General features: G+C 69.6%; 15 protein-coding genes and 2 pseudogenes. 8 read left to right on the forward strand and 9 right to left on the reverse strand.

What is annotated here, in order from left to right:
* Positions 1–89: 89 nt before the first annotated feature.
* The 3 genes from ACFYO5_RS23535 (at position 90) to ACFYO5_RS23545 (ending at position 2,912) form a co-directional block, all read left to right on the forward strand.
* On the forward strand, positions 90–698 hold the full coding sequence (locus ACFYO5_RS23535) for a TetR/AcrR family transcriptional regulator (protein WP_388711793.1): 609 nt from the start codon (positions 90–92) through the stop codon (positions 696–698).
* A 301-nt stretch (positions 699–999) separates the two neighbouring features.
* Entirely contained in the window at positions 1,000–1,338 is a 339-nt protein-coding gene (locus ACFYO5_RS23540; RefSeq protein ID WP_388711796.1) for a hypothetical protein, read from the forward strand.
* On the forward strand, positions 1,335–2,912 hold the full coding sequence (locus ACFYO5_RS23545) for a transporter (protein ID WP_388711799.1): 1,578 nt from the start codon (positions 1,335–1,337) through the stop codon (positions 2,910–2,912). The genes ACFYO5_RS23540 and ACFYO5_RS23545 overlap by 4 nt, the downstream gene beginning before the upstream one ends.
* A 579-nt stretch (positions 2,913–3,491) precedes the next feature.
* Here ACFYO5_RS23545 and ACFYO5_RS23550 read toward each other — a convergent pair.
* Positions 3,492–3,796: pseudogene (locus ACFYO5_RS23550) on the reverse strand (transposase); the annotation flags it as partial.
* A 221-nt stretch (positions 3,797–4,017) separates the two neighbouring features.
* Here ACFYO5_RS23550 and ACFYO5_RS23555 point away from each other — a divergent pair.
* Positions 4,018–4,386, forward strand: a complete 369-nt coding sequence (locus ACFYO5_RS23555; protein ID WP_388711802.1) for a YbjQ family protein — start codon at positions 4,018–4,020, stop codon at positions 4,384–4,386.
* 545 nt (positions 4,387–4,931) lie between these two features.
* Here the strand turns inward: ACFYO5_RS23555 and ACFYO5_RS23560 are convergent.
* The 3 genes and pseudogenes from ACFYO5_RS23560 to ACFYO5_RS23570 form a co-directional block, all read right to left on the reverse strand.
* Positions 4,932–5,069 (reverse strand): annotated as a pseudogene (locus tag ACFYO5_RS23560) (IS5/IS1182 family transposase); the annotation flags it as partial.
* Between the two features lies 1 nt (position 5,070).
* Positions 5,071–5,316, reverse strand: a complete 246-nt coding sequence (locus ACFYO5_RS23565) for a hypothetical protein (protein ID WP_388711805.1) — start codon at positions 5,314–5,316, stop codon at positions 5,071–5,073.
* A gap of 403 nt (positions 5,317–5,719) precedes the next feature.
* Positions 5,720–6,181, reverse strand: a complete 462-nt coding sequence (locus ACFYO5_RS23570; protein ID WP_388711808.1) for a cupin domain-containing protein — start codon at positions 6,179–6,181, stop codon at positions 5,720–5,722.
* 1,047 nt (positions 6,182–7,228) lie between these two features.
* Here ACFYO5_RS23570 and ACFYO5_RS23575 point away from each other — a divergent pair.
* Positions 7,229–7,600 carry a hypothetical protein gene (locus ACFYO5_RS23575; RefSeq protein WP_388711811.1) on the forward strand — a complete coding sequence of 124 codons (372 nt, stop codon included), beginning with the start codon at positions 7,229–7,231 and terminating at the stop codon, positions 7,598–7,600.
* Between the two features lie 41 nt (positions 7,601–7,641).
* On the opposite strand, the gene ACFYO5_RS23580 is transcribed toward ACFYO5_RS23575, so the two are convergent.
* The 3 genes from ACFYO5_RS23580 to ACFYO5_RS23590 form a co-directional block, all read right to left on the reverse strand.
* Entirely contained in the window at positions 7,642–8,043 is a 402-nt protein-coding gene (locus ACFYO5_RS23580; protein ID WP_388711814.1) for a hypothetical protein, read from the reverse strand.
* Between the two features lie 220 nt (positions 8,044–8,263).
* Positions 8,264–8,788 carry a GNAT family N-acetyltransferase gene (locus ACFYO5_RS23585; RefSeq protein ID WP_388711817.1) on the reverse strand — a complete coding sequence of 175 codons (525 nt, stop codon included), beginning with the start codon at positions 8,786–8,788 and terminating at the stop codon, positions 8,264–8,266.
* Between the two features lie 1,065 nt (positions 8,789–9,853).
* The gene (locus ACFYO5_RS23590) at positions 9,854–10,012 is read right to left on the reverse strand and encodes a hypothetical protein (protein WP_388711819.1); all 159 of its coding nucleotides are present in this window, start codon (positions 10,010–10,012) and stop codon (positions 9,854–9,856) included.
* A gap of 419 nt (positions 10,013–10,431) precedes the next feature.
* Between ACFYO5_RS23590 and ACFYO5_RS23595 the strand changes: the two genes are divergently transcribed.
* The 3 genes from ACFYO5_RS23595 (at position 10,432) to ACFYO5_RS23605 (ending at position 14,249) form a co-directional block, all read left to right on the forward strand.
* Positions 10,432–11,391, forward strand: a complete 960-nt coding sequence (locus tag ACFYO5_RS23595) for a hypothetical protein (protein ID WP_388711822.1) — start codon at positions 10,432–10,434, stop codon at positions 11,389–11,391.
* Positions 11,392–11,555: 164 nt separating this feature from the next.
* Positions 11,556–11,795 (forward strand): hypothetical protein, encoded by a 240-nt coding sequence (locus ACFYO5_RS23600; RefSeq protein ID WP_388711825.1) that lies wholly within the window; start codon positions 11,556–11,558, stop codon positions 11,793–11,795.
* Positions 11,796–12,197: 402 nt separating this feature from the next.
* Complete coding sequence (locus ACFYO5_RS23605; protein WP_388711827.1) at positions 12,198–14,249, forward strand: AAA family ATPase; 2,052 nt, start codon at positions 12,198–12,200, stop codon at positions 14,247–14,249.
* Positions 14,250–14,263: 14 nt separating this feature from the next.
* On the opposite strand, the gene ACFYO5_RS23610 is transcribed toward ACFYO5_RS23605, so the two are convergent.
* Together ACFYO5_RS23610 and ACFYO5_RS23615 are read right to left on the reverse strand one after the other, a co-directional pair.
* Entirely contained in the window at positions 14,264–15,268 is a 1,005-nt protein-coding gene (locus ACFYO5_RS23610; RefSeq protein ID WP_388711831.1) for a zinc-binding dehydrogenase, read from the reverse strand.
* An 80-nt stretch (positions 15,269–15,348) separates the two neighbouring features.
* A complete protein-coding gene (locus ACFYO5_RS23615; protein WP_388711834.1) occupies positions 15,349–16,470 on the reverse strand; it encodes a glycosyltransferase in 1,122 nt (373 codons plus the stop codon).
* Positions 16,471–16,583 lie beyond the last annotated feature (113 nt).

Raw genomic sequence — 16,583 nt, forward strand, 5'->3', positions numbered from 1 at the left:
TACCGACCTCCCGAACACTAGACGACCGGTCAACTAAAAATCCACCCCGTGAACCTCTCGAATAGTTGACCGCCCGTATAGTGGCCCGCATGGGACGCACCAGCACGGCACGCGAACGGCTCCTTGCAGCCACCGGCGAACTCATGCGCCGTCACGGCTACAACAGCCTCGGTGTCGCCGAGATCTGCGCCCGCGCCGAGGTGAAGAAGGGCAGCTTCTACCACTTCTTCGAGTCCAAGCAGGCCCTCACCGTCGAGGTCGTCAACGCCTACTGGCAGGACGAGCGAAGCTGCTGGGTCGGGGAGCTGTCCGTCCCTGCGCCCGCCCTCGACCGGCTGCGGCGGTTGCTCGCCGCCATGGCTGCTGTTCAGCGTCGGATGAAGGAGGACTCCGGCGCGGTCGACGGTTGCCTCCTGGGCAACCTCGCCCTGGAACTGAGCACCCAGGAGCCGGACATCCAGGCCCGTCTGACGGAGATCTTCGACGAACAGATCCAACTGGTCGCCACCGTTCTCACGGACGCGGCAGCCGAGGGCGCGATCCCGGCAGGCCGGGCTTCGATGCCGACCGCCCGGGCCCTCGTCGCGCAGTTGGAGGGCATGGTTCTCTTCGCCAAGCTCAAGAACGACCCCGCAGTGCTCGACGACCTCTGGCCGCACACACTGATGCTGCTCGGTGCCCATGTTGATCCCCTGTAGGAGCGGTGCTCCACCGAGGTCATCAGCATGACGACCACCTTTCGAGCACCCCGAGTTCGATCTGTAGCAGCCGCGTCGGGCCGGCGAGGCTGCCGAGTACCAGGACCGTCCCGGCCACTGCTGCCGCTTCCGATCAAGCGGTGCCCGCTCACCGTCCACACGGCTCCGTATTGGGCGGACGAACAGACCTGCGTCCGGAGCGTGCGGGTACGCGCCTGTGTCTGATTGACTCCGCGCCACCCCCACACCCGTACGCGCACCCCTTCCGGGGTGTCGGATCGACGTGAGCGGAGCCGCCCACATGTCCCTCGGACCGCAGCCCTGGCATGGGCAGCCGCACCATGACGCATTCGCAGCCGCCGGGCGACCTCCCGCGGAGCACGAGCGACCCGACGCCGAGGAGGCGGCGCGCCTGGCCGTCGGGCTGCGGCTCGGCATCCGGATCGCCGTGGCCTGGCTGCTCTATGTGCTGCCCGCCTCCCTCGTACCGGCCTTGTACGGTACGCGGATCACCGGGCCGGTGAGCCTCGGTGTGCTCCTTGCCGCGGTGCCGTTCGGCGTCGGTGTGCACGCGCTCGTGGTGTACGGGCGACGAGTCGACCGGCTCGAGCCGCAGCCGGGTGCCCGGAGGTGGTCGTGACCACGCTTCTCGATCCCTCGTCCAGGTCCCTCGTCTTCGCGGTGTTCTCGGTGTTCGTCGTGATGTGCCTGATGCTGTGCATCGTCACCGGAGCCGACGAGGACGACCGGGCTCTCACACGGTCCGAGAACCGCAGGCTGCGCTCCTGGCAGCAGGGCATCGCGATGGGCGGCGACACCACCACGGTCGCGACGGTCACCGTACTGGTGGGCATGGTCGCCACGTCCGGCTTCGACGGCCTCGGCGTGATGCTGGGCAGTCTGATCGGGGTCATGCTGCTCCTCGTGCTGATCATCGAGCCGCTGCGCAGGCACGCCTCGTTGACGGCCGCGGACATGCTGGACGCGCGCGGCAGCGGCGGGCCCGCCGTGCGCGTCTCGTGGGGCGCGGTGACCCTGCTCGTCTGCTTCCCTCTGCTGGTCGTGCAGTTGGTGGTGGTCGGCAACGTCGCCGCGGCGCTGATCGGGCAGCCCGGTACCCGGACCGGCTGCATAGTGGTCATCGGCTGCGTGATGACGGCGCTCGCCGTCAGTGGCGGGATCCGGGGAACCGGCGTGGTGATGATCGCGAAGTCGGCGGTCGCCCTGCCCGTGCTGGTGGTCGCTGCCGTGCTGGTGCTCGACCGCTTCGGCGGGGACCCCGGGCGGCTGCTCGACGCCGCCGCGCACGGCTCGCGGATGGGCGAGGCGTATCTGCGTCCGGGCGGCTACACAGGTGACGGCTGGGTGGGCGCCGTGAACCGGATCGGCCAGACCTTCGGCATGTCGATGGCCACGCTGGCGATGCCCGCCGTACTCATGCGGGCGATCTCGACGAAGAGCCCGCGCGGCGCCCGCACCGTCGGGCGCTGGATGCTCACCGAACTCACCCTGCTGTACGGCGCGCTCACCGTCGTCGGCGTCGGCGCCGCGGCACTCGTCGGTGAGGCGCTGCGCCAGGCCGGCCCGTCGGCGCAGGTCTTCGCGCCGCTGATGCTGGGGCGGGCGCTCGACGGAGGCGGCTTCCTCGTCGCGGCCCTGGCCTGCGTCCTCTTCCTGACCGCGCTCGCGGCCGTCGTGGATGTGACCCTCGCCGCCGGCATCGCCCTGGGACGGGACGTGCTGGGCGCGTACGGCAAGACCGCCGGGAGCCGCCCGGCGGACAAGGCGGATGGAACCGCGTCGCGGTGGTCGGCGGCGCTGACGGGCGCTGTCGCCGCGCTCGTGGCGGTCGTCGTCGCCGACTGGAACCTGGTGGTCGTCTCGACGCTCTGGCTCGCCGTCTGCGGCGCCGCCCTCGCACCCGTCCTGCTGTACGCCCTGTACTGGCCCGGCTTCACCGCCCGCGGTGCGCTGTGGTGCCTGTGGGGAGCCACGGTGCTGAGCATCGCGGCGCTGGTGCTGTCGCCGTACACGTCCGGCACACCCGCGTCGATCTTCCCCGACCACGACTTCAGGATCTGGGACGTGACGATCCCGGGCCTGGTGACGGTGCCGGCCGGATTCCTGCTGGGCTGGCTGGGCAGCGTCACGGATCGACGCCGGGCGGCCGGCGAGGTACGCAGCGTGGAACACGTTCTCCGGTCGACGTCTTGATGGCCGGTCACATCCACGGCAAGGACGGCTGCACTCTCGGTCACCGCACGCTGCCAGTCAGGAGGGGTTATCGGCGGGGATTGCGGCCTGCTCGTCGGGGCGTTGTCGTATTGCGACCGTGGTCTGGCCTACGTGGACGGTGCTCTGGTCGGGGACGGCTGGTGTATCCGCCATGTGCGAGACGGGGCTTGAGCGAGAGCGCTGGTTACCGTCTTGATGGCTGCGTGTATCCGAAGACTCAGCGGTCAGTCCTGGCACGAAGGTGGATGCCTGTTGACGTTCCCCGGACTGCGATCGCTCCGTGAGTCCAGCTCCACTCACCTGCCGTCGGGCGGAGAGGGCCCAAGATTTCTGCTGGCGCGATCCCTTCAATGCGTGCGCTTTCGCCATAACGCGAGCCGGGATCGACGCAGCTCCCTCCGAGCGAGGCCTGGGTTCTGTCCGGCGGACCCCTGACGGAGCCAGAGCCGGATCGCTGCGGTGGTGGCGGTGCCGTGGAAAACCTAGGCCCGCCTGTCGTAACGAGTAGCGATGGCACGGTAGTTCCCCAGCCGGTTGATGGTCCGCTCGACTTCGTTGCGGCGTCGACGCCGACCATCGACCAGTCGATCCGGCCCGCGAGGTCGGCGTCGTCCTGGACCGACTGCAGGATCCGGACCCAGGTGCCATCTGCCGACCAGCGGTGATGCTGCTCATAGGCGGTTTTCCGGGAGCCGTAGCGTTCCGGAAGGTCACGCCATGGGACACCGGTGCGGATTCGGAACAGGATCCCGTTGATCACGGTGCGGTGGTCGTTCCACCGGTCGCCCGCCCCCCGGCGCAGGCAGATGCGGCTCCAGCAGTGACCACTCGTGATTCGCCAGACCCCCCGACCCAGGACTCAACCAACGAGTGTCCGGTCGGAAAGGCGCATGATCGGCCGGACAGAACCCAATCATGGCTTACGGGGGTGTACGAGTGGGTTCGGGAGTGCTGTCCGCACCCTCCGGCAGCCCGCACAACATGCCGACCCGGGCGGAACCAGGCTGGAGGTGAACCGGCACCGCACCGGCGTCGTTGAGGCAGGTGTCGGTAGTTCATCTCCTTCCATTGCTAAGGCGGCTCCATGCCCATTGACGACTACACCGGTGGTCCGGTGCAGGGCTCGAACGTTCTCGTCGTGACCACCAACGAAGTGCCCGGATACGAGGTGAAGGAGGTCATCGGAGAGGTGTTCGGGCTCACGGTGCGATCCCGTAACCTGGGCTCGCAGCTCGGCGCCGGACTGAAGTCGGTGATCGGCGGTGAGCTGAAGGGCCTGACCAAGACGCTGGTGCAGACCCGGAACGAGGCGATGGAGCGTTTGATCGAGGCCGCCGGAGCCCGCGGCGCGAACGCCGTGCTTGCCATGCGCTTCGACGTCACCACGGCTCAGGATGTCGGCACCGAGGTCTGTGCTTACGGAACGGCCGTGGTCGTCGTTCCATCCGCCTAGAGCGTCTCTTCGGTGGGTTGGTCAGTTGATCGGATGTTTCTGTACGATTAGTGATCACTGATGTGATGGGGGACCGGATCGAACCGCTGATGCCGGCCGGTCCGGTCCGTGGACGGCGGTGGCCGATCGCCGCCGCATCCTGGCAGGTGTTGCGTGGAGCCGACGCACCAACTGGCACTCGCCGAGAAACCGTCCGACGCGTTCGCTCGATCCAGAGCGCCCACAGGCGCCTGGTCGGATGGGCTGTCGACGGCACCTGGTAACGGATCGCGGGCTCTGTCTCGGCCCCGGCGGACTCGGACGACGACATCGATTGGACCGAGTCGGTGGACTCCACCGTCGTCCGGCCCACCAACACGCCGCCGGGGCACTCAAAAGGGGGACGGCAGGACGCTTCGAGTCGGCCGATCATGGACTCGGACGTTCCCGCGGGAGTCCTGAGCACCAAGGTCCACCTGGCCGTGGGCGGTCGCGCACGGCCTTTGGCCTTCAGGCTCACCCCACGGTAGGCCGGTGACGCACCCACCTTCGAGAGAGTGGTGGCCGGAGGTTGTGACGCTCTGGGTGTCGATGACACAGGCCGACGGCTCGCCGTCCCGGCCTTCCTTCTTCCGTTGGAGCTGCCGGAGCAGGCCGTTGAGCTGGGCGAACACCCGCTCGTCCGCCCACTTGGCGAAGTTGCCGTCATCGCTGCCGGGCCACGCTGACCCGCGCGTCCTCGCCCCTCATCGTCGCCTGCGGCCAGCGGTCATCGATGGCCTCCGCCGCTTCCCGGCAGGCGCCACAAGTGTTCTCCCGTTCCGGCAGCCACCAGTAATCGGACGGCGACATGCCGGCTTCCTGAATTCCGCAGAGCGTCCTGTCGAAGATGCCGAAGGCGTGGGAGACCTCGGCGGGAAGGCCGTCCGCGACGGCCCTCTCCCAGCGCATCTCCACGGGCAAGTACGGCGGCCGTGAAACTCGAACCACTCACCACCCACCTGGGTGACTGCGTGGCACCAGGAACACGACCAGATTTCCTCTCCCCGCGCACTCGGCATCGCCGGCCATCGCCACATCGCCCGTCCACACACATCACACTCCACGAGCGGATCCTCACACGCCTCCGCGCATGGTTCCAAGCCGCCGGCACCGCACGACTTACCAAACACCCCCGACGGGATAAAGCGCTCTTCAATGGGACGCCGAGCGTGGCTCGAGATGGGGCCGAATGAGACTCCTCGGACGAAACAGGGTGCATAGAGAACACCACCTCAACGACCAGGAGTCCCGTCCGGTCACACCACCCTGCTTACTACAGGATCAGGCCCGCAGAACAGGATGAACGGTTCAGTCAATGCGTGTGGGTGGTTACCAGAGGCTTGGTCTCGTCGACGACATAGGTGGACAGCATCATCGTTGTCACCGCCCCGATGTTGCGGGCGTTGTGGATGGTGTCAGAGGGGATGAAGAAAGGGTCACCGGTGCGAAGCCGCAGGGTGGTCCCGTCGTCGAACTCCATCGACACGTCACCGCGGATGATGTATCCGACCTCCACTCCCGGGTGGCTGTGGCGGCCCGATTCCCTACGCCGGGGGATCTCAACGAGTGTCTGCACAGTCTTCCAGCCCTTGGCAGGCGAAGGGTTCTCCTGAAGCAAGGTGCGCGTCACGCCGGCGGTCGGGTCGGGACCAGGCGCGTGATGACCATGCGACGCCGTCGAAGAGGCCTCAGCGGTCGAGGCGAGAGCGGCGACGCCGAGCGCGCTGGCTGCCGCCACGCCACTGGACCGCAGAAGAGCGCGACGATCCAACATAATGAACTCCTTTTCATGGTTCGACACCGGCGGGAGCGCCGGAACACTGCGGAATCGGAGACGCTTCCTCGGAAGGCGGGGCGGAGAATCCGGTGAGGAATCATGTGCCGGGATCTTCGAATCTGCGTTCCTCTCCTGTGAACGCTCGGAACAGAGTGCTGGTTCACCCTGCAACACTGCGTCTCGTGCAGCGGATTGCCGACGCGGCCGCGCTCGGCACGTCCGGCCCGGGAAGGTGACACGCGATCCGGTGGCTGAGGATCCGGGACCTCGGCCACAGTTCGTGGAAGCAGTGCTGACAGCCATGGCCTGGGTCCGCGCTCCCGGGCGGCCTGAAGCGTGAGGGTGCCCTCACCGAGCTGGCATCCGCGTGACGAGTCGTCGTCCGCACCCCGGCGGTGATCCGATGCGGAACAGGACGATCGGTTGATGAACCAGAAGCCATGGCGTGCGTTGTAGCTGCACCGGCCGACGGCATCCGGTGCCTTGAGCTACCGAGAGCGGTAGTGCGCGGATGGGAAGAGGCCATCTCGCTTCCCCCGGCGAGGTGCACGAGTTCATGATGTCGGCGGCCATAGGGAGACCGGCCCCTACGGTGATGCGGCTGGTCTGGGAGGGGCAGGACGAGCCAGTTCCTGTGCGGGTGCCGTCACGGTACTGACGAGTCGGGGCTGCAAGGGTCAAAGCAGGCCCCCTTGTCCGGGGGGCCGACCCGACCACGAGTCCGGCCATGACCCCTTGTCCACCTCTGGTCAGGCGCTGGGGTGCGCAGTCGTCTTGAGTTTCCAGCCGTTGCCGGTGCGCCCGGTTCTGCAGCCAGTCCGCGTGCTCGGGCTGCCCGTGTTCGCGAGTGGTGCCGCTACCCCGCGCCGATGTGGAACATTCGGGGAGATCCATTGAGGGAGGGCCCAACTGGCTTCTTTTGGGGCGAAATGATCTTGACGGCCCGCCGGTCGCCCTGATGAGCTGGCACCGCCGATCGGGGGACGGCATGATCTGCGCCTCCGGGTCGGCGCATTCATCTGACCGGCATTCCAGGAGTAGCGCATGAAGAAAGTTGCCCATCTCGCCCTCGCGGCGCTGACCACAATCTCGCTCGTCGGGCTGGCCTCCCCGTCTGCGGACGCCGCCACCAGCTGGCATTGCAGTGGCAAGCTGACCAAGCGGTGCATCAGCCACAGTGGCACCAAGGTCACGGTCAAGTTCTCGAATACGACCTCCAGGTCCGCCAAGGGCCAGTTCGGTGTCACGTGCGCCGGCTCCGGCGGTCAGGACGCGAAGGTCCTCAAGGACGGCACGATTGCCGGTTACGACACCTTCTCGAAGTCGTACCAGTGCCCGAAGGGCTTCCGTGATCACGCCACTGGCTGGCAGATGAGCAACGGCAAGGTCTACCGCACGCCGGCTGTCAAACTCTAGGCAGGTCGAGCAGGAGGCAGGCACCGCCCAGGGTGCCTGCCTCAGCCGGAGCGCACAGCGCACCCGTCCGTCGCGGTCAGGTCAGCCCGCTGATGCGGCCGACCATTCGTGCGGTCTTTCGTGGGGCCCGGCGGACGGCGAGGTGGTCGGCGTGAAGGACTGGGTGATCGGTCAGTTGCTTCCATGAGCCAGCCGAGGGGCCGCTCGATCACCCACCGTTTGGGCAGCGGGTCGAACCCCTTGGCCCGTGGCCGCTGCACCACTTCGACGTCGATGCCCAGGATCGCACCGTGGTTGAAGATGCTGTTCTGGTAACCGCCGTCGGCCCAGATCTTGGACACGCTGGGATGTGCCGCGGCCAGGTCGTCGAGCAGGAGCCGGCGGCCATGGAATCGGCGGGCCTTGTCGCGTAACAGGTCGTGGACCTTGACGACCCGTCTCATCACTCCGGCCTGCACGTCACCCCGGGCCTCGGCGCCGTCGTCCGGCTCCCGGCTGGGAGACTCCTCCCACGATGTGACAACGCGTATGCGCTCGCCGTGGGGGCACCGAGGCGCACCGTCAGTCGTCGGAGGATCGACCTTACGGCCACGGGGCCTACAGGGCCGGTCCGCGTGGGCCTCGGTGCTGCGAAGAGGCAATGGGCTGTGGTGACGGCGTCTTCTACGGTCTCAACTCTGCGTGGACTTCGACGGTGTCCTGGCTTGTGGTGAGCGTTGCGCCATTGCGGCGCAAGGCGGTGAGCGCTGCCGTGTTGTGAGCTTTCGTGTCCGCGACTACGGTCCGTGTATTGGTTTTCGCGGCTTCGTCGAGGAGGACGCGGAGGGTGGCGGTGCCGATTCCTCGTCCGCGTCGGGAACGGGCCAGCCACATGCCGGTTTCGAGGACGTCTGGGCGGTCGCAGGCAGCCAAGCGGGCTGATCCCACGATTTCCCCGTCGTGGGTGATCGCGAAGGTGGACTCGCGGAGCGGGCCGGCAAGCCCTTGGCGGCGGGCCCGGTGCCAGGCCCGGAAGGCTTCCTGTCGTTGCGTCGTCCATCCTGGTGGACCGGCCAGGGGAGGCATGACCTCTTCGGGGGCTGCATCGTTGACGGCCACCGCGAGGAGTTCTTCGAGGGTTTCCTCGTCCAGTGGCTGTACTTCCACCCGACCGACCATGCCGGTTCTCCTTTGCTGAGTGCTGGACACCGGTTGTTGATCCTCATGTTCTGTCCAGTGTTGCGCCACCGGTTTTCGGCAGGGCAGGCAGTTGCCGGGATCGACTCGGTCGGCGAGGTGGATCAGGATGGCCTGCGGGTCCAGCCCGAAAGCGGCGGCGACAAGCTTGGGTCTCTGGTGTTCACCAGGAGAAGTTCCCCAACCTCGAACTCACTGAGAAGATCGCCCTGGTCCTCGGCGCGGACACCGACGCCGTGCGCATGGTCTGGCGCGACGAACACCGGCGCAACGGCACCCGCTCCCGGCAGCCACGCCAACTGACGGCGGGCCCAGCCAGCCGGGCACCTCGCTCCCCGGCGCTCACCAGCGTGCCGGACGCCCTACACCGCACAGCCCTGCCGTGGCAACCGGCAACCTCCTCAGCGGCGACGATGTGCGCAAAATCCTCCACGGGGACCTCCATGGAACCTGGGAACAGGTCGTAGCCGTCATCCGTGCCATGGACGGCGAGGCGTCCTTCTTCCGCCCCCACTGGGAAGCTGCCCAGCAAGCATCCTCACCCGTCACAGGGAACTCGCCGATACCCCCGTCCACCGCCTCAACCGCATCCTCAGCGCGTTCGGCGACTCCCTGCACGACGTCCGCGCCCTCGCCCCCTCCCGGTGCTCGCCGCACGCCGCCGCGCTCTGCGCCGCGGCTCACCCGGCCCGCCGGCCCCCCGCTGTAGCCGCCGGATTCCAGTCCCTATGGCGGCATTTCCGCGACCAGCCTGCCCAGACCGCCGTCGGGTACGAGACGTTCCGCGCAGGTGGTCGGGTCGGGGGACCGGACCACCGTGGCGCAGGTACTGTCTCGAGCCGACGCCGGGGCAGGCGGAGGGCGTGCAGTCGGTGCTGTTGGCGGTCGATCTGATGGAGCAGGGTTGCAACCCGGCTCGTCACGTCTAGGGCGGAGACGCCGTCTCGGCGGCTTGTCCCGGGCCTGGGTAAGCTCCCCGGCTCTGGCGGGCAGGAAGGGATGGCGGGTACTGCGCTTCGGCAGGGCCGCCGCGTCATGCCGCTGGCAGGGCACCCGTGCCGGCTGGTGTCTGGCTGGTCATAGTTTCAGGAGCACGGCCAGTGCCATGAAGGCGGTGAACGCGACGGCCAAGGCGGGGATCAGGGCCGGGTACGCCACGGCGATCAGTCCGGCGAGGGTTGTACCCATGAAGGCGAGAGCGACGGAGTGGCGGTCGCGCTGCGGGTCGTTGGACATGAGTTGGTCCTCCTACGGGTGCGGTCCTGCGGGTAACGAAGAAGTGCTCCCGTCCCGGACAGGGCCGGGGTCGGTCGTGACGGTGGGCGAGCGGCGGGTCAGCGGCGCAAGTCCTCGCCCGTTCGCGGAGTTGGCTCGCCAGGCTTTGACAGAGCCGGAGCACGACAAGCCGCTCGGCTCTCGAGGGGTGCGCTGGAGGGGCAGGGTGTGGGGAACCGAGCTCCTGTCCGGTCCGCTGGCACAACCAGAGCGGTGGTGGTGCGACCGGCCGGGGGCTGGCGGGGTTGAGGATTGGTTGGTGTGGGTGAGTGCCGGCGTGAGCAAGGAGGGATGCTTTGGCGGGGCGGTACGGTGCCGCGTGGATGGGTGGCTGTACCGACCAGTCAGCCACGGTCGACGTTCGGGGCAAAGGACGGCGAATGACAGCGAACGACAGCGAACGTGCTGGTGGGCAGCCTGACCCGGTTGCTGCCTTCGCTGTGTGGTTACGGCAGTTGCACCGTGAGGCGGGTAAGCCCAGCTATGCGCAGCTCGTGCGGCGCAGCCGACGCCGCTACCCGCAGGCCACGGTGCGCGAGGGCACGATCTCGGAGATACTCAACGGCAAACGCCTGCCACGCTGGGAGACGGTGGAGCCGGTTGCCTGGGCGCTGGGCGGGGAGGCGGCGGTGGCGGCCTGTCGGCAGCGCTGGATGGAGGCCGATGCCGCCCTGACGGCTGCTGCCCCGGCCGCTTCCGCTGCCCCGGCCGCTTCCGCCGGTCCGGTCCCGGAGCCGACCGCACCCCTGTCCGACCCGGCTGGGTCCGCCGGCAGAGGAGAGTCGGCGGGCTGGCTGCGTCGTCACTGGCCGGTAGTGACCGGCGCGGCCGCGGCGGCTGCCGCCGCGGCCTTGGTGTCCTCCATCCTGCTGCCGGGCAGCGGAGAAAGCCCCGACCCGGGCGCCTCGGCACGTGATGCCGCCCCCCACTCGCCATCGCCTACGGCCGCAGATACCGTCGCCGGCCCTTCACCGTCCCCCTCCGCGCCGTCACCACTGCTGACACCGGGGACCGAGCGGCTGGATGCTCACTCCTCTCGCCCAGCCGGCACCCGCGACGGCCTCGTCACCATCAGCGTGCTGTCGGTGGACGGGAACGGCATCGCTGGCGTCGTCTACTCCGTCATCACTCCGTGGACCAGCTGCCAGGTAACGGGCGGTGTCGTCGGCCGGTCCGTGGTGATCAAAGGCCCCTCCGCCGCCTGGATCCGCCTGGTCATCACCGACTTCCCGGCACTCAGCCACACCGACGCCACCTCCACCGACTTCGACCTTCCCATCAACTTCCAGATCACCCGCGGCCAGGGCCCCGCGCCCAGGGCCACGCAGACATGCCGGTAGCCGGTCGGCGGGGAGCGAGGCCGCAGCTACGCCGACCGGCACGACTTCGTTGAGGACCTGTCGTCCCCTACGGTGTTCCCGAGGCCCCGGCGACGGTCCTGCGTACGACCCGTGAGCTGCTGTACCAGTCGTACTGGTGCTACGAGTTCTCCACTGTGGCGGTCATGCACTCCCCGATCGCGGTGGAGATCGTGCTGCGCGACCACGGGCGGCCTCAACACCCAGCGCGCCTGGTCGGGACCAGCGTGCCCGGCGTGTACGCGGCGGGCAACCTCACCAGCCTCACGGAGACCGCCATCGGCTCGGCCGCCGCCGGACTGAAGGCGGCGGCCGCTCTCGACCTCGACCTCATCACCGAGGACACCCGGCGAGCCGTCGCCGCTCAGGCGGTGGCCGGGGCGTAGCGCGGGGGTACGCCGGTGCCGGCGGCCCGCCGAGAACGAGGCCCAGCGTGCTGCCACCGAGGCTGACGGCGGAGAACAGCTGCTCGACGCCACTGTCGAAGCCGGCGTCGTCCGCGAGGACATGATCGACCGACACGTTCGCCGCCCTGACCGGCGTCACCCCCGGCATCGGGCAGGCCCGAGCAACGGCGACAGGTCGAACGCCTGCCGGTTCCCGCCCTCGACGGCCTCGGCGTCGGCAAGCGCCCCGGTGCCTCGCCGCGTCGACGTCGAGACACCGGGGCCACCGCCCTGGAAGCCGCGGGGCGACCCGTCTCGCTACCATTGCCGGAGGTCACGGGCTTTCCGACGTGGCACAGTGAGTCGGGGCGGCCCTGCTCGTCCGGGTGTGAAAGGCAAGTGATGGAAGCGCCGCCACGCGGCAGGATCGCCGACCGGATCAACGTGTCGAGGGACCATGTCTTCGTCGGCCGGGAGCCCGAACTGCGCGTGCTGCGCGACGCACTCCTGGGAGGCCCCGACGCTCCGTCCGTGCTCTATGTGCACGGCCCAGGCGGCATCGGCAAGTCGGCGCTCGTCCGGCAGTACGCCAAGGAGGCCGCCGCCGCCGGCCGGGCGGTCGTCCACATCGACGGGCGGGCGGTGCCGTCCGTACCCCAGGCGTTCGAGGAAGCCGCCGAGACGGCCGCGCGCACCCCGCGGGCACTGCTGCTGATCGACACCTTCGAGTACTGCCAGAGTTTGGAGCCGTGGCTGCGCGACGAGTTCCTGCCCGGGCTGCCGGCCGACGTACTGGTCGTCGTGGCAGGCCGGAACGCGCCGGACGCGATGTGGGCGGCGGACCCTGGATGGGCGGACGTCCTCAGGGTCATCGCCCTCGGAAACCTCAGCGCGGGCGAGGCGGAGACCTTCCTGGAAAGGCGGGGGGTCGAGCCCGCCCGGCGCGGCCCGCTGCTCGCGTTCGCCTCCGGCCATCCACTCGCCCTGATCCTGGCCGCCCACGCGTCCGCCGGGCACCGACTGCCCGCCTCCCAGCGGTGGGAGCCCGCCCCCGAGGTCGTCGCGCCGCTGCTGCGCGGCATCCTGGGGGAGCTGCCGGGACCTCGGCACCGGCTCGCCCTCGAAGTCTGCGCGCAGGCGCACGTGACCACCGAGACCCTGCTGCGCGCCGTGGTCGGAGACGACGCCCCCGAACTCTTCGCGTGGATGCGTGAACAACCGTTCATGGAGCGCGGCACCGAAGGCATCTTCCCGCACGACGTCGTCCGGGAGGCGCTCGCGGCCGACCTGCGATGGCGCGACCCCGCACAGTTCGACCGGTTGTACCGACACCTGCACCGACACCTGCTGGAGCGGGTCGGCTCCGCCTCGCCCGGCAGGCTGCTCCAGGACGTGGGCTCCCTGCAGTTCCTCTACCGGGGCGCGGGCCACATGGCACAGAGTCATGCGTGGTACACCCCCGGACTGGTCCACGACCATCCGTATGATCCCTCGGAAGAAGCAGACGTCCTGGCGCTCGCCGCACAGGGTGAAGGTCCCGACGCGGCCGCGCCGGTCCGCTACTGGCTACGAAACCGTCCGCAGGACTTCCGGGTGCAACGGCTGCGCGGTGCCTCGGCCGCCGCGGCCTTCTCGGCCTGGTTGCGTCCGGACCCGTTCCAGGGGCGGGAGCACGATCCGGTCGCCGAGGCGGCATGGCACCACGTGACCGCGCACGGACCCCTCGCGCCCGGGGAGCACATCGTCCTGGGCCGCTTCCACGTACACCCGCGCCACTACCAACGGCCCTCACCCGTGATGGACCTGATGCTCTGGCGCATGCTGGGGGAACTCCTGCGCGACTCCGACCTGGCCTGGTCGTTCATCGTGCTGCGTGACGACGGGTTCTGGGACGCCCACATGACGTTCTGCGACATGGCGCCCCTGGACCCGCCCGTCGTGGTCGGCGGACACCCCTACCGGCTCTTCGCCCACGAATGGCGCGACACGTCCCCGAGGGACTGGCTGGCCGAGAAACAACGGACGCTCCTGACCGGCACGGACGAGGCCTCCGACTCCACCGGCACGGACCGGTCCCCGGTTCCGGGACCGACACCGCTGACCCAGCCGGCGTTCGCCGCCGCGGTCCGCTCGGCCCTGCGCGATCTGCGGCGACCCCAGGCGCTCGAGGCGAACCCGCTCCGCCACAGCCGGCTCGTCGTCGACCACGGCATGACCCTGCGGGACGTGCTGTCCAACGCCGTCGCCGGCCTCGTCATCGGGCGAGGAGGCGACAAGACACACCAGGTCGCCACTCTCGCCTTCGTGGAGGGGACACCGACCCAGGAGGCGGCGGCGCGGCGGTTGCGGATGCCGTACAGCACCTACCGCCGGCACCTGACGACCGCGACCTCGCGCATCGAGCAAAGGCTGTGGGAACACGAGCGTTCAGGGCTTCCGCTGCTTCCGCCCTGAGGGACGGGCACGGGTCACTTACGGCTGTCGGGCTCAGGGCGCAGCACCACCTTGCCCAGGGTGCCACGGGTCTCCAGCGCCAGATGTGCCTCCGCGGCGCGGGAGAGGGGAAAGGAGTGCACGACAGGACGGAACCGGCCCTCAGCAGCCCAGGCCAGGGCGGTCTCCTCCAGCCGACGGATCCCACCGGGCAGCGCGAACAGCGAAGGCCCCACCACCAGACGCGACGTGATGCCGTACGCCACCAGCTCCGCCTCCGTGAACGTGGTGAAGTGCCCCTCGTCGGACGCCCAGCCGTAGTACAGGTGCCTTCCCCCGGCGCCCAGCGACTCCGCGGCGCCCCGGCCGAGACGGCCGCCCACCCCGTCGAGGACGACGGTGGACGGTCCGCCCCGAAGGGCTTCGCCAAGACGTCGCTCCCAGCCGGCGAGTGTGTAGTCCACGGCACCGTCGGCGCCCTGCTCCAGCACCGCCCCGGTCTTGTGCCGGCCGCCGGCCAGTCCGACCACCCTGGCTCCCGCCCGCCGCGCCCCCTGCACGAGTAGGGTCCCCATACCGCCGCCGGCGGCGGTCACCAGGACGACGTCCTCGGCCGTCAACGCCGCCTGTTCGAGCACGCCGACCGCGGTGCGACCCGTTCCGATCATGGCGACCGCGGCGTCGTCGTCGACGCCGTCCGGGATGCGGTGCAGCGCGTCGGCACGGGCCACGGCGTGCGTTGCGTAACCGCCATTGCGCTCGTGCCCGAGGTAGGCGACCACCCGAGTGCCGAGCCGGCCCGCGTCGACTCCCTCACCGACGGCGTCCACGATGCCCGCGGCCTCCCGGCCCGGTGTCATCGGGAGGGCGGGCAACGCCATCCCCATCTCCCGCCCCGCGCGCAGCACGGTGTCCATGAGGTGCACGCCCGCCGCCGTCACGGCGATCCGGACCTCGCCAGGTCCGGGCGAGGGCGGATCGACCTCTTCGTACACCAGCGTCTCCGGTGAGCCGAAAACGTGCTGCCTCACTGCGTACATGGTGCTTCCTCGGGTCGGTCGGGCTGTAGGGCGGTGATGTCGCGTCCGGAGAGTGATGACGCGTCTGCTCCGGGGGCGGATCAGGGGCCCCGCCGTCCGGTGAGCAGGGACAGGACCTCCTCGGCCGGGTGCATGGCGGCGATGTGTCCCGCCGCGCCCTGAGCGGCGGCCCGGTAGGAGGGTTCCCCAAGCACCCGGGTGACGGCCGCACCGGCTTCGTCCGCCGCGCCGATGACCTCCGCCGCCCCGAGGGCGGCGGTCCGCTCCGCGTTCAGGGGCTTGTCCAGCCCCAGGGGCCAGATCACCATCGGGACGCCCGCGCCGAGAACGGACAGCACCGTGCCCGCGCCTCCGGAGGAGACGACCGCGTCCACGCCCTGGAGGAGAAGACCCATGGGTACGAAGCCGGTCACATGGACGCCGTCGCCCTCCACCGGCAGCGTTTCCCCCTCGGCCGACGGCGGAAGGGCGACGATCACGTTCACGTCCTGTCCGGCGAGCGACGCGACGATCTTCACGAGAGCTTCGGAGTCGTCGATGACGGTCCCCAGCGTCACCAGGACGCGGGGCAAGTGCTCGCGGCGGGGGAAGGAGGGCTGCCGCCACTGCGAGGCGGCCTCCGACTCGTGTGCCTGCGGCCGGATGGCGATACGGTCCGCCGGCGGTTCCCAGTCGTCGCGCTGAAGACAGGCGGGCCAGGGGTCGACCGACGCGAAGGGCCGGGTCAGGGTGATGCCTCGCTCCGCCGCGCGCGCCGCGGCCGTCGACCGCATCGCCTCGGCCAACGGAGCCTCCAGTGCGATGCCCACACCGTGGGACACCCACTCCACTCCCAACTCGGAGGCCACCAGCGGTCCGAGGAAGTCCGCCGTCTCGGCGACCACCAGGTCGGGGGCGAACCCGCGGGCCGCGGCCAGGGCCTCGTCGGCGCCCAGATCGACCCGGGTGCCGCCGAAGAACTCACCGGCGGTCGCCGGGGACATGTCGGTGGTGGCGTCCTTCCCGGTTCGCTGGTGGAACTCGACCAGCGTCACCTCCAGCGTGGCGCCCGCCCCGACGACGGGGGCGGGCGCCACCACGGATTCGAGCGACGCGTGGGTGAGGAACGTGGTGGTGTGACCGGCCAGGCGGGCGGCCCTCTCCAGGGGAAGCAGCGGCAGCAGGTGGCCGTAGGCCGGAGTGCCGGAGAACAGGATGCGCATGGAACACCTTCGACGGAGCGATCGTCGGGCCGACATGAAACGTGCCGCGCCGAAGGGCGTGGCAGTGCCCGCGGAGGTCCGGTCGCCACCGAACCGGGCGGCCGTGGCCGGAC

This window comes from Streptomyces sp. NPDC006259, assembly GCF_042870975.1.
In the GTDB taxonomy this organism is placed as follows: Bacteria; Actinomycetota; Actinomycetes; order Streptomycetales; family Streptomycetaceae; genus Streptomyces.

Bases quoted from the DNA above. Each gene is read 5' to 3' on its own strand.
- ACFYO5_RS23535 (WP_388711793.1), top strand. From the start codon at position 90: ATGGGACGCACCAGCACGGCACGCGAACGGCTCCTTGCAGCCACCGGC.
- ACFYO5_RS23540 (WP_388711796.1), top strand. From the start codon at position 1,000: ATGTCCCTCGGACCGCAGCCCTGGCATGGGCAGCCGCACCATGACGCA.
- ACFYO5_RS23555 (WP_388711802.1), top strand. From the start codon at position 4,018: ATGCCCATTGACGACTACACCGGTGGTCCGGTGCAGGGCTCGAACGTT.
- ACFYO5_RS23565 (WP_388711805.1), bottom strand. From the start codon at position 5,316: ATGCGCTGGGAGAGGGCCGTCGCGGACGGCCTTCCCGCCGAGGTCTCC.
- ACFYO5_RS23570 (WP_388711808.1), bottom strand. From the start codon at position 6,181: ATGTTGGATCGTCGCGCTCTTCTGCGGTCCAGTGGCGTGGCGGCAGCC.
- ACFYO5_RS23575 (WP_388711811.1), top strand. From the start codon at position 7,229: ATGAAGAAAGTTGCCCATCTCGCCCTCGCGGCGCTGACCACAATCTCG.
- ACFYO5_RS23580 (WP_388711814.1), bottom strand. From the start codon at position 8,043: ATGAGACGGGTCGTCAAGGTCCACGACCTGTTACGCGACAAGGCCCGC.
- ACFYO5_RS23590 (WP_388711819.1), bottom strand. From the start codon at position 10,012: ATGTCCAACGACCCGCAGCGCGACCGCCACTCCGTCGCTCTCGCCTTC.
- ACFYO5_RS23595 (WP_388711822.1), top strand. From the start codon at position 10,432: ATGACAGCGAACGACAGCGAACGTGCTGGTGGGCAGCCTGACCCGGTT.
- ACFYO5_RS23600 (WP_388711825.1), top strand. From the start codon at position 11,556: ATGCACTCCCCGATCGCGGTGGAGATCGTGCTGCGCGACCACGGGCGG.
- ACFYO5_RS23605 (WP_388711827.1), top strand. From the start codon at position 12,198: ATGGAAGCGCCGCCACGCGGCAGGATCGCCGACCGGATCAACGTGTCG.
- ACFYO5_RS23610 (WP_388711831.1), bottom strand. From the start codon at position 15,268: ATGTACGCAGTGAGGCAGCACGTTTTCGGCTCACCGGAGACGCTGGTG.
- ACFYO5_RS23615 (WP_388711834.1), bottom strand. From the start codon at position 16,470: ATGCGCATCCTGTTCTCCGGCACTCCGGCCTACGGCCACCTGCTGCCG.